This window comes from Sinorhizobium sp. GQ132 (assembly GCF_059758575.1).
In genome coordinates this window covers 69667-80683 of sequence record NZ_JCAXDX010000015.1, presented here as the reverse complement: position 1 = coordinate 80683, position 11017 = coordinate 69667, and the positions used below count along the sequence as shown (strand labels likewise).

The following is an 11017-nucleotide window of genomic DNA, read 5'->3' as shown; positions in this document are numbered from 1 at the left end:
CCGGCTCCGCGGCATTTCCTGCAACAAGTTTCTGTCCAAGATGGCATCTGGCCAGAACAAGCCCAACGGGACGCAGACCCGTCCAGCATCGACTGAACCGGAGAGGTTGGGTGTCGCAAGACCTGGAAAGTCCCTGCCGGCTGCGGCCGCAGGATTTCGTCTTCGCGGAAAAGTCCGTCGAGCCAGGCCACGCGTTGATCGAGGGTGAGTACCGCCATCTGGCGGGCGTGGTACGGCGCGAGATCGGCATTCGGCTCCATCGTCAGGATGGCATATGTCTCCGGCCAGGCCGGGTCGCCGGCGGCCAAATCCCCGCGAAATAGAAACAGTCACCATTGGTGAGCGAGAAAAGTTTCAATGGCGAAAATCGGACGCGGGCACCAGGCAGCGGCGGGCGGGGAACGTCCGGCCTTCCGATCGGACGACCTTCACGGCGCCCGCTAACGTCGCGCGGACGCAGGCCACACGGCCGCTCCACCATCTCCACTTCGCCGTCATGGCGCCTTATAACGCGGCGCTCGTCGAGCGGGCGTCGGACTGGAGACAATCGGACCTGAGACGGAGGATGCATGTGCAATGATTATCGGCTGATGACGGATGTCGCCTCGATCGTCGAGGACTTTGCCGAGCTCAAGATCAAGATCCGTTTCGGCGAAAGCACCCCGAATCTCGAAGCCCGTGAGGACATCAAGATCACCGATGATGGGCCGATCGTCAGGGCGGTCGACGGAGTGCCCGATGAGGCCGAGCTCGTACAGCGACGCTGGAGTTGGCCGGGGCCGAACAAGCGGCCGGTGTATAACTTCCGATCAGAGGGACGGGAGTTCATTTCCAACCGCTGCCTGATTCTTGCCGACGGCTTTTACGAGTTCACCTATCCGAAGGATCCGAGCAAGAAGCGCAAGGACAAGTGGCTGTTCACCAAGAATGACGAGCCGATCTTCTGCATCGCCGGCATCTGGCGCAACACGCCGGAGGTCGGGCAAGCCTTCACCATGCTGACGATGGCGCCGGGGCCCGACATCGCTCCGTACCACGATCGACAGATCGTGATCCTTGAGCGCGATCTATGGACTGACTGGCTGAACCCGAGTGTTTCTGCGAAGTCGTTGATCAAACCCCTTCCGGTAGGCACGCTATCGGTAGAGCACGTTGGCTAGAGTCTGCTCGATTCGTGATGTATTCACGGGCTCCAAATCAGCTTGACCTTTGTCGCCTGCGCCTGCGTGCCGGCATTCAGCGACCTGCGAGCATTATTCATGTGGAAGTTCGCGTAGGTCATGTTCTCAATGCTGGTGATTGCTGTGCGTGTCCAACGTTCCTGCGGTTAGTCGTTTGTGGTGAACCTCAGCCGTGGCGAGTTTCTCGCGTTCATGCACTTCATCTTGGCTCGGATGTACACGTCCGACCGCTGCAAATGGTGATTCACCGGCCGGGTACCAAGCGAATTCCTCGGGCTCCAATGCCGTCAACTTCAGAATGCTGCCCTCCAATGCCGTTCGTATTCCATAGTAAGAGATGACGTCTGTCGCGACGACCCGCATCAAAATCCCTCTACCGACAGCTCTCACAACGGCCTCGCCATCGATGAACTTGAAGGTCTTTTCCATTCCGTCGTCCACGATTGAGACGCAAAATTCGGCAAACCGTTGGGAGACAGTCTCGATGAGGTTCCTTGAACTGGGGACGGAGACACAGCACTCCGAGAGGTGCTCAGACATGTTCGCTCCTTTTAAGATTCAATGTTGGGCGTGGTCTTGGTGCAGCACAGGCTCTTATCTGTTCGTCAGCACGTCTTGGATCGCGGTGCCCACCGCGCGGATATCGTCTTCAGAGTGTCCGGCCGTGGGGCAAAGCCGCAACCCTGCCCTCCCCCGTGCAACGGTGGGAAAGAAGATCGCCGACGTATAGAAACCGCGGTCGAGCAAAGCTCTTGCGGCTTCGATGGCCGTCATCTCGTCGCCTATCTCGACCGTTCGTATCGGCAACGGTGAGCCTTGCTGGTCTGTGGGAACGAGGCTGTCGAACAAGGCGATTCTGCTTCGAAGTCCCTGTTGTAGCTCCGTGAGTTCTTGCGTTAGGTGCAGTTGCTGCGACGCGCGCGCCGCGCCGATTGCCGCGACATTCAGCGACGCTGAAAACGCATGAGCGACCGCGAATCTTCGAAACAGTTCCTCCTGCCGCGCCGTTCCAAGCATGATCAAGCCTCCTGAGGCGCCGAAGCCCTTGCCGAGCGAAGCCGCAATTATCGTCCGCTCCCCCAGGTGCCCGCTCATTTGCGATCTGGCAAAGCCTTCCCCGTGCTTGCCGAAGATCGATATGCCATGTGCGTCATCTATATAGAGGAAGAGGCCATAGCGGTCCTGCAGGCGCCTTAGGTCCTCGATGTCGGCGCTTCCTCCCATCGAATAAACGCCGTCGCAAACGAAGGCGACGGATTCGTTCGCGCGGCAGAGCATCTCGAGCGCGTTGAGATCGTTGTGAGGAATGGTCTCGACGCGAGTTTCAGCGGCAATGGTTCCCTTGTGAAAGGCAAGCGTCGCGTGGGCAAAGCGATCGAACACCATCAGCGGCTTAACGCCACCCGTGAGATGCCCGGAGGCAATCAGCGGCAACGCGCTCATGTTGGCTGCGAGCACTGTGGTATAAGTAATCACCCGCGCATCGAACAACTCCGACAGCGCCGCCTCCAAGTCACCGAGAATCGAGAAATTGAGACGCGTCCTTGCGCATGACCAATGAAGCGCGCCGTAATCTTTCAGTGCGTCGACGGCACCTGCAACGACCTGCGGATGGTTGTCCAAGCCGAGATAGGAGCAACGCACGAAGTCGACGACCCGACGTCCGCGGTCATGGGTTAGTGCCACGGCACGATGCTCCAGAGGTCGCCCGTAAATCGCCATCAAGCCCTGAAAATGCGCGGCATCGAAATGGCTTTGGGCGTACTGGATTAAGCTGGCGGTGTTCCTTTGGGCGCCCTTGCCAGAAATACTTCCCTGCCCTGGCGTTTTTTCTTCCATCCCGAAATCTCCCGATACTTGAGCGGCGAATGTACGGTAGATTTATTTGTTTAGTCGCTGAACTCAACGAAGTATTTGCGAAATATTTTCACGCTGAATTTTGCATTCGGCGTAAAATTACGGTTGAATTTTCCTTTCCCTGCACTTTTGAAAAAAATATGAGAAGTGTGAAACCTATCCGAGCTCAATCGGAGCCATAATCAATGTCGATCGCATAGCCGGTGGCCCGTATTGTGCGAATAAGAGGATGGCCGGTCAGGCGCTCGAGCTCCCGACGCAAGCGACCGACATGCACATCCACGGTGCGCGGCTGCACGTAGCGATTTGATGGCCACGCCGCTTCGATCAGTTCCAGACGGCTCCGCACCCGGCCCGGTGCCTCAAGCAGGCATCGGAGCAGGTTGAATTCGATGGCACCGAATTGAACGTCTTCATCACCATATCTGACGAGACGGCGCCCAGGCTCGAGTCTTAACTTGCCAAAGGTCTCAGCGGCCTCTTCGCTAGCGGGATGTGTCGGCTGCTTATCATTCGCACGATTGTTCGGCAGAGAACCAAGGTAAGCAAGCAGCCTCGCCGGCGAGACCGGGCGCACGAAGTTTTCGTCAACCCCCGCTTTCAACAGTGCCAGATAGTACCGCTCATTGCCGGACGAAACGAGGGCGATAGTCGGGATACGCGAGGTTACGTCGTTAGCCTTTATGGCGGCACATGTTCTCACCGTGAGCTCTGAATCCTCTGCTGAATCCAGGATGATTGCTGTGGCCGGCCTTAGCACAGCCTGATCCACTACCTCTTCTTCGCTCACCAACATCGTCTGAAAGCCCTCCGACGCGAGGATGTGTGCAAGCAACACGTAGAAGTTCGCATTACCAGAGCAGATCAGGACCAAGTGTTTTGTGTGCTGAGCCTTCGTGCTTTCAAGCTTTCTCATCGCCGTTCTCTTCCCGATGTTTGATGTCACAAAAATCGGAAATAGTATGGTCGCAGCTCCTACGTAATCCCTAGAATTTTAGAGATATTGCGCGAAATAGCCATAAATGTGTAAACTCCACGCGCTATTCGTCCTATTTTGTTGCAACATTTTTGTTGATTTTCGATGTGAGATGGGCACTCTGTGGATGCAGCGAACCGGGTTCGCTATTCATGCACATGACATCAGAGAAAGCGCCAGAACCGATGAAGACCAGCCTCGACCATGTTCCGCTTCGAAAACAGCGCGAACTCGCGCGCATCGTCGAGGTCCTGCACGAGGAATTCGAGGACGCCCTCTATGAGGGGATGGCCGACTTCGAAAAGTTTGACCGCATTCTGAAGATCATCCTCTTCGGTTCTAATGCCCGAGGAAGATGGCTCGACGAGCCGCACACGAGGAAGGGATACAAATTGGATTACGATCTGCTGATCGTCGTCAACCACAGGAAGCTCACAGATTTCTCGACCTACTGGCACAAGGCGCAGGAGCACCTCATGCACTTGCCGGAGATCGGACGCCAGTAAGCCTCATCGTTCATTCAAGACGGGAATTGAACACGGCACTACGATGGACAGTATTTTTTCTCCGAAATCCGCCGCGATGGCATCCTCCTCTATGAGCGGGACGACGAGCCGCTGGCCGAAACGAGACCGCGTACGTCGGCCCGCCCTGCGAATGGCGGCCGAGTATTTCGACGACCGTATGCCGCATGCTCGGAAATTCGCGAAGGGCGCCTCGTTCTATCTGAAGGAGCGCGATCCGAAAGAGGCTGTGTTTTTGCTTCATCAATCGATCGAGCAGGCGTATTCAGCACTCTTGCTTGTCCTGACGAGCTACAGCCCTGCATCCCACAATCTGAGGCATCTGCGCAGCCTCGCCGAGGAACGAGATCAACGACTTGCTGAGGTTTGGCCGCGCCATCAGCATCAATATCTAGCGTGGTTCAACATCTTGAATGAGGCTTATGTCAAATCTCGGTACTCGAAGCGCTATGAAATCAGCGAAGAAGCCCTTGCCTGGCTCGTTGAAAGAGCCTGTCGGCTGATTGCCGACGTGGAAGCGATCTGCATCGAACATCTAGATCGCCTTCGAAAACAGGCAGAAGATGATCTCGACTGAGTCCGGAAAGGGCACAGTCTTCGCTTGTGATAGACACATTTGCCAGGGACGGCACGATGAGAACCAAATGGTTCTGTGGCTCGCGAAAGCTGAGTTCCAACGTCCGGCAACCCATTTTGATCCCCTGCGCCGGACAGCAGGAGGTTCAGCGTGTCCAAGATTTTTTGCAATCCCGCCATCGGGGAGCAAAGCCCCCGGAAAGACGGCTTCTGGCAGAAGCATCAACAGGAGGAAGTGGTGGAGGCGGCGATCGGCCTCTATGGCAACGAAGCCGCAATTGCGGCCGCCTATTGCGCGCTCGAGGCCTGGACCGAACGCCGACACGGCGATTACGGCTTCTGGTTTGAGGTATTCCTACGACTTAGAAACCGCTTGATTTAGCAGTTCATCTATTCAGAGGGTGCGCCGTGCGGCTGTCAGTGGTCGAGCAAGGCGCTCCCGGCTTAAATTGGGAAACGCTCAATTTCGCCCTGGCGGCCGAGCCCGTCAAGCGCGTAGCCAATGGACCGTACGGTGCGGATAACATCAGGCCCATAGTGGTTCAGCGCGCGCCTGATGTGACCGATATGGATATCGACAGTGCGGAGCTCGACTTCGGCTTCAGGCGGCCAGCCGGCGGCGATGAGATCGTCACGACTGTGCACCACAGTTGGCATCTTCATAAGATGCAGAAGCAGTCTGAACTGTAGCGCGGAAAGGCTTACAGTGTGGCCGTTTCGCGTAACACGAACCGTGGCGACATTCATCTCGATATCCGCGTGCCGGAATATCTCGCGTGAGACGCCAGGGCGGGAGTCGTCGGGCAAGTTCGTTTGAATGCCCTTGAGGAACGCGAGCAGGTGTCGCGGATCGTAGGGACTGCATATGACCACGTCGATCCCGAGACTGCTGAGATCCTTCCTCGGTGCATTCGCAAAGACGGCGACTGGCGGGCGGTCGCTGGTTGCCTTTATGCGGCGGCAAAGGCCAGGCGCCTCCAGGCGCCGATCGGAACAATCGACCAGGACAGCGAGCGGCCTTTCGGTCTCGATTGTACTAATCAGTTCGCTCGCATCGGAGCAAAGCTGGACAGTAAATCCCTCGGTCTCGAGAATGTACTCGAGCAGAAGAAAGAGCTCCGCGTTGCCCGTATAAATCAGCACACCCGCATGCATTCCGCACCCGGTCTCCAACTTCAAAGTGGCGCGTATTCTCCGCCATTGATGTCTATTATCGCGCCATTGATGAAGGCTGCTCCGTCGGAGGTCAGGAAACCGATGGCCGCCGCGACTTCTTCAGGCTCCCCCAGGCGGCCCGCGGGAATGCGGGCAACTGCTGTGCGATTGACCTCGCCGTCACGCGGACCGGCCATCTCCGTGGCAATCCTTCCTGGCGCAACGACATTCACCGTAATTGAGTGCGCCGCGTACCGTGAGACCAGCGAGCGGGCAAAGCCCGCAAGTGCGGCTTTCGAGGCGACATAGGCGGTGCCCGCGATTTTCGGGAGCGCACGACCGGCAATGGACCCGACAAGAACAACGCGGCCAAAACCCTGCGCGCACATGCCGGGCAAGACCGCCTGGCAGCAAAGCATTGTCCCGGTCAGGTTGACGGAAAGAACCTTGTTCCATTCTTGGAGTGTGATCTCTTGGAATGGGGTCGGCCCGTAGGGCCCCTTGGGTGATATGCCGGCATTGCAAACGAGAATGTCTGCTCTGCCCCAGCAATCGTCCAATTCCCGAAAGAATGCCGTTATCTGCGCCGGCTCACCGAGATCAACAGCGCGCGCGAACACCCGCTCGGAGCCGAAATCCTGACAAAGAGCTTGGGCGGCGCTTTCAACATTGACGAGCGTTTGCCCGAAGAGGGCGACCCGGCATCCACGCTCCAACAGGAGACGGGACGTTGCCAACCCGATACCGGAAGTGCCGCCGGTGACGACGGCAATTCTTGCTTTAGAATCACGTCTCATGCCGCTTCGTCCATCTTTGCGAAGAGTGAGAGGGGGGGATGCGCCGCCGGGTCGGTCATCACTTCGATCAATAGCGGCCCCTGGTCCATGCCACGCTGCAAGTGATCGGCAAGCTCACTCGGGTCTTCCACACGAACCGCTGGGCAGCCGCAGGCTTCCGCCAATTTCGCGTGATCCACCTCGGCAAAGTGGCATGCCGATGTGAAGTTGCCGAACTTCACTGTTTCCGCATCGCGCTGGAAACCGAGGATGCCGTTGTTGAGGACGACGATCGCCACAGGAAGCTTCATCCGCATCATGGTCTCAAGCTCGGCCCAGCTGTGAGCAAAGCCGCCGTCACCGACAATCGCAATGACCGGCTTATCCGGTCGGGCAACCTTGGCCCCGATCGCGAGCGGCACCCCCCAACCGAGCCCCGCCAGCCCGCGCGGCGTGATAAAGCGCATTCCGCTCGCTCGCGCTCGGAGTTGGCCCAGGACCCACATAGACGAGTAGCTCGCGTCGGCGACGACCGTTACGTCGTCGGTTAGCAGGTCCTGGAGTTCAGCCATAATCCGCTCTGGGCGTATCGGTCGGGAACGCGATGTCACCACGTCGTGGCGATCAAGCTCGAACTGCTTCCAATTCTGATGGATACATTCCTCCAGTCGCGCGCGATCCCGATGCCGCCGCGTGAGGTCGACGCGGGTGAGCGCCGCTCTCAGGGCGGCAAGCGTTTCCCTGGCATCGCCCACCAGCCGAATGGCTTCGTAGTTGCGTCCGATCTCCACCGGATCGATGTCAATGTGCACGACCGTCGCGCTGGAGGGAATTTGCCGCCAATTGTCGGTGCCGTTCTGGTTGGTACGCGTTCCGATGAGAATGACCAAGTCCGCACTTCCGACCAAAGCGGACGAGTATCGACCGAGCGAGCGCGGCCCGACCAGCGAGCCTAACACTCCGGCCGAAAGCGGATGAAATTCGTCCACCGCCCCCTTCCCCATGTTCGTGGTGAGAATCGGCAGGCACGCTTCCTGCTGGAGCGCAGCAAGTTCTGCCGCGGCGCCGCTGCAATGAACGCCTCCGCCGGCGATAATGATCGGGGCTCGCGCCGCTGCGATCAGAGACGCGACCTCTGCTAGTGCTTCATCCGAAGGGCGGACGCGATCCAAGGGCCAGTGGCCTAAGTTCTTTGAACGTACGACCGCCGGAGATTTCGCCTCGGCACGCAGGAGATCGGATGGAAGCAGCAGAGCGGCTGGGCCGGCACGGCCTGACGACGCGGCCGTAAATGCCGCGTCCACATAGTCGTCGATCCGCTCCGGAACCGTGACACGCCGCACCCATTTAGTGCAGGACTGGAAGAGAGCAATCTGATCAAGGTCCTGAAAGGCGTTGCGGTCCATTTGGTCTCGCTCGACATCCTGCACAAGCGCCACGATCGGCACACTAGCCTTCAACGCCTCGGCCAGCGGCGGCACAAGCAAAGTTGCCGCGGGGCCGTTTTGGGCGGCAACCACAGCGACTTTGCCGGAAAGACGGGCGTAGCCGTCGGCCATCGCACCGCCCATGTTCTCCTGCCGGTACGCGATCTGGCGAATGCCGATCGCTTCCGCTGCAAGGATGACCGCCGATGGCAGGCTTTGGCCAAATATGAACTCCACATCGTGCCGGCGAAGAATCGTCGCGATACGCTGCGCAACGGTTTCGTTTGGGTTCTGTTGCGTCATTGCGCGCACTCCTTTTGGATTTCGGCCTGAAGAAATTCGTCAAATGCACTGAGGACAAGGTCGATGTCGCTGTCGACCATTGCCGTCGAAAGGCAGGCGGCGGCCCCATAGGGGAGAAGAACGCCCGCTTCCAGCAAGTAGCGGCTCATTCTTCGCATGAGCGAGGCCTCTTCGGCGTTCAGATAGGCATCGCGATATTCGAGCGGCGCGATGCGCTTCGGATGGATGCGGAAGAGCGAGGCGGCGCCGGTCACGGAGAAGCGCGCGTCGCGCTTTGCAATGCTTGCCCTCAAGCCCGCGCGCAACCTCTCGCCCATCGCTTCGAGGTGATCGAACACATCGGGGGTCATCGCCTCCATCGCTGCCCGACCAGCGGCCATTGAGACCGGATTTGCGGAAAACGTGCCACCCTGCGGCAACAACGGTTTTCCATCTTCGGTGCCGAAAACGCGCATCACTTCCTCGCGGCCGCCAATGGCACCGATCGGGAAGCCGCCTCCGATGATTTTGCCGGCCGTGGTCAGATCGGGTTTCAGACCGTAGCGTGCTGAGGCCCCGGCATAGCCCTGCCGAAGATTGAGCACCTCGTCCGCGACAATCAGGATTCCGTACTTGCGCGCCGTTTCCGACAAAGCCTCGAAGAAGGCGGGCTCCGGATGCAGCAACCCCGCCCGGCTGGGCATGGGATCGATCAGTACACAGGCAACGCGGTCGCTCGCCGCACTCAAGCGCGCTTCAAGGCCCTCGACGTCGTTGAAGCGCAAAAGATGGACTCCGCCGGCGACGCTTGAGGGAGTGCCGCGATAGGCCGGAGTTGCGACGGACATTGGCGCCCAGCCGCCTTTGCCGGGCGAAACCTCCTGCCCAGCCTCTGCCCAGTCATAGGCGCCGTGATAGGCGCCTTCGATGCGTGCGATCGCGGGCCTGCCGGTGAAAGCGCGCGCGGCCTTGATCGCGAACATGACCGCTTCCGTTCCGCTGTTGACGAAGCGGACCCGTTCCATTGCGGGAATGCGGGTCGTCAGAAGTTCCGCGAGCGCGATTTCATGCTCCGTCGGGTTGGCGAAACAGGTTCCCGAGCGCAGCAGGTCGACGACAGCCTCCGTGGCCGGAGCGAAGCCGTGCCCGTGAATGAGCGTGGTAAAATTGTTGTTCAGATCGAGGAGCCGGTTCCCGTCGACATCGACGAGATAAGCCCCCTCGCCGCGCTGGACATAGATCGGAAACGGGTTCCTCTCCACCGTGGCGCGGGTGGTTCCATCCGGGAACACCGCCTTGGCGCGGTTGAATAAATGTTTCGACCGACTACGCGCAGACGTCTGCCGCAGCCTGTTTGTTGCTTGAACGAGCATAGTTCCGGCTTCCTGAGGTGAGAAATCGACCGCTCGCTTTGCACGAGCTTCACAATTTTGTTGCAACAAAAATGCAGCCCGTCAAGTCCATGCAACAAAATCTTAAGCCAAGGAGCCCGCACCCCTCTCCAGAGAGGCGCGCTTCAGCCGTCGATATCCATCGCGAATATCATTTTCCATCGCCGCCCTGAGGCTTGCCGCGTCACGCTCCGCGAGAGCCTCCATGGCGATCTCGTGGTTGCGAACACCGTATTTCTCCTCGGCAAACTCTGGGTAGAGATTGTGCAAGGACGGCCCGATCCTCAGCCATAAGCTTTCGATCATCGAAACGAGCTGGGGAAGACCCGAGAGACGGTAGATCGTAAAGTGGAATTCCTTGTTGTGCCACAGCGCTTCCGCATAGCGGTTTTCGTCGAGGGCGGAATTGATAAGCTCTTGTAAGGCCACCAGTTCTTCCACGTCTGCCGGCGTTCCGTGCTGGGCGGCCTGTTCGGAAGCCAGCCCCTCAAGCGCCAGGCGAGTGAGCGTTATCTCTCGAAGGTCGGCCGCGTCGAGAATTGGGACGACAACCGTCTTCGGCCCGGTATAAACAAGCGCGCCTTCGCTCGTCAGACGATTGATCGCATCGCGCGCGGGCGTTGTGCTGACATCGAGGTCTTGGGCGACTGCGCGCACCGTCAACTTGTGGCCTGGCAGATAGACGCCACGGATGATGCGCTCCTTCATTTCCCGATAGGCGGCATCCCCCAGCCGTTTCGAGGCTCTCTCAAGATCTGGCGATTCGGTTGCATTGTCCGCCATTTTGCTCTCTCGATCGGTTGACACTGTGAATTTTTGATGCAACAAAAATGAAGTGTGAAGGTTTTGCAAAGCTTTTGTCGCGCCAGCGG

At 58.7% G+C, this 11017-nt stretch carries 10 protein-coding genes and 3 pseudogenes; 3 read left to right on the top strand and 10 right to left on the bottom strand.

Annotated elements, in window-relative coordinates:
* Positions 1-83: 83 nt before the first annotated feature.
* Positions 84-571: pseudogene (locus AC6CIG_RS26260) on the bottom strand (SOS response-associated peptidase family protein); the annotation flags it as partial.
* On the opposite strand from AC6CIG_RS26260, the gene AC6CIG_RS26255 reads away from it, so the two are divergent.
* Complete coding sequence (locus tag AC6CIG_RS26255) at positions 570-1160, top strand: SOS response-associated peptidase (RefSeq protein WP_102762299.1); 591 nt, start codon at positions 570-572, stop codon at positions 1158-1160. The pseudogene AC6CIG_RS26260 and the gene AC6CIG_RS26255 sit on opposite strands and share 2 nt — an antisense overlap.
* Before the next feature lie 23 nt (positions 1161-1183).
* Here the strand turns inward: AC6CIG_RS26255 and AC6CIG_RS26250 are convergent.
* From AC6CIG_RS26250 to AC6CIG_RS26235, 4 genes and pseudogenes are all read right to left on the bottom strand, one after another.
* Positions 1184-1300: pseudogene (locus tag AC6CIG_RS26250) on the bottom strand (autoinducer-binding protein); the annotation flags it as partial.
* Positions 1287-1721 carry an SMa0974 family conjugal transfer regulator gene (gene rctB, locus AC6CIG_RS26245; RefSeq protein WP_437408717.1) on the bottom strand — a complete coding sequence of 145 codons (435 nt, stop codon included), beginning with the start codon at positions 1719-1721 and terminating at the stop codon, positions 1287-1289. The pseudogene AC6CIG_RS26250 and the gene rctB, both read right to left, overlap by 14 nt.
* 54 nt (positions 1722-1775) lie before the next feature.
* Positions 1776-3020: an 8-amino-7-oxononanoate synthase family protein gene (locus AC6CIG_RS26240; RefSeq protein WP_102762298.1), complete on the bottom strand. Its 1245-nt coding sequence runs from the start codon at positions 3018-3020 to the stop codon at positions 1776-1778.
* A 184-nt stretch (positions 3021-3204) separates the two neighbouring features.
* Positions 3205-3954 (bottom strand): winged helix-turn-helix transcriptional regulator, encoded by a 750-nt coding sequence (locus AC6CIG_RS26235; protein ID WP_102762297.1) that lies wholly within the window; start codon positions 3952-3954, stop codon positions 3205-3207.
* Between the two features lie 245 nt (positions 3955-4199).
* Between AC6CIG_RS26235 and AC6CIG_RS26230 the strand changes: the two are divergent.
* Both AC6CIG_RS26230 and AC6CIG_RS26225 read left to right on the top strand, forming a co-directional pair.
* Positions 4200-5115 (top strand): annotated as a pseudogene (locus AC6CIG_RS26230) (nucleotidyltransferase and HEPN domain-containing protein).
* Positions 5116-5265: 150 nt separating this feature from the next.
* The gene (locus tag AC6CIG_RS26225) at positions 5266-5496 is read left to right on the top strand and encodes a Y4oE-related protein (RefSeq protein WP_100670675.1); all 231 of its coding nucleotides are present in this window, start codon (positions 5266-5268) and stop codon (positions 5494-5496) included.
* 62 nt (positions 5497-5558) lie between these two features.
* Here the strand turns inward: AC6CIG_RS26225 and AC6CIG_RS26220 are convergent, their stop codons facing one another.
* The 5 genes from AC6CIG_RS26220 to AC6CIG_RS26200 all read right to left on the bottom strand — a co-directional run bounded on the left by AC6CIG_RS26220 (position 5559) and on the right by AC6CIG_RS26200 (position 10928).
* The gene (locus AC6CIG_RS26220; protein ID WP_102762445.1) at positions 5559-6269 is read right to left on the bottom strand and encodes a response regulator transcription factor; all 711 of its coding nucleotides are present in this window, start codon (positions 6267-6269) and stop codon (positions 5559-5561) included.
* Between the two features lie 20 nt (positions 6270-6289).
* Positions 6290-7066 carry an SDR family oxidoreductase gene (locus AC6CIG_RS26215; RefSeq protein ID WP_498324090.1) on the bottom strand — a complete coding sequence of 259 codons (777 nt, stop codon included), beginning with the start codon at positions 7064-7066 and terminating at the stop codon, positions 6290-6292.
* Positions 7063-8775, bottom strand: coding sequence for an acetolactate synthase catalytic subunit (locus AC6CIG_RS26210; RefSeq protein ID WP_102762295.1), 1713 nt, complete (start codon positions 8773-8775; stop codon positions 7063-7065). The genes AC6CIG_RS26215 and AC6CIG_RS26210 overlap by 4 nt, the downstream gene beginning before the upstream one ends.
* Positions 8772-10127: an aspartate aminotransferase family protein gene (locus AC6CIG_RS26205; RefSeq protein ID WP_102762294.1), complete on the bottom strand. Its 1356-nt coding sequence runs from the start codon at positions 10125-10127 to the stop codon at positions 8772-8774. The genes AC6CIG_RS26210 and AC6CIG_RS26205 overlap by 4 nt, the downstream gene beginning before the upstream one ends.
* A gap of 102 nt (positions 10128-10229) precedes the next feature.
* Entirely contained in the window at positions 10230-10928 is a 699-nt protein-coding gene (locus tag AC6CIG_RS26200) for a GntR family transcriptional regulator (RefSeq protein WP_018097199.1), read from the bottom strand.
* Between the last annotated feature and the right edge of the window lie 89 nt (positions 10929-11017).

Bases quoted from the DNA above. Each gene is read 5' to 3' on its own strand.
- AC6CIG_RS26220 (WP_102762445.1), bottom strand. From the start codon at position 6,269: ATGCATGCGGGTGTGCTGATTTATACGGGCAACGCGGAGCTCTTTCTT.
- AC6CIG_RS26235 (WP_102762297.1), bottom strand. From the start codon at position 3,954: ATGAGAAAGCTTGAAAGCACGAAGGCTCAGCACACAAAACACTTGGTC.
- AC6CIG_RS26255 (WP_102762299.1), top strand. From the start codon at position 570: ATGTGCAATGATTATCGGCTGATGACGGATGTCGCCTCGATCGTCGAG.
- AC6CIG_RS26210 (WP_102762295.1), bottom strand. From the start codon at position 8,775: ATGACGCAACAGAACCCAAACGAAACCGTTGCGCAGCGTATCGCGACG.
- AC6CIG_RS26215 (WP_498324090.1), bottom strand. From the start codon at position 7,066: ATGAGACGTGATTCTAAAGCAAGAATTGCCGTCGTCACCGGCGGCACT.
- AC6CIG_RS26205 (WP_102762294.1), bottom strand. From the start codon at position 10,127: ATGCTCGTTCAAGCAACAAACAGGCTGCGGCAGACGTCTGCGCGTAGT.
- rctB (WP_437408717.1), bottom strand. From the start codon at position 1,721: ATGTCTGAGCACCTCTCGGAGTGCTGTGTCTCCGTCCCCAGTTCAAGG.
- AC6CIG_RS26240 (WP_102762298.1), bottom strand. From the start codon at position 3,020: ATGGAAGAAAAAACGCCAGGGCAGGGAAGTATTTCTGGCAAGGGCGCC.
- AC6CIG_RS26200 (WP_018097199.1), bottom strand. From the start codon at position 10,928: ATGGCGGACAATGCAACCGAATCGCCAGATCTTGAGAGAGCCTCGAAA.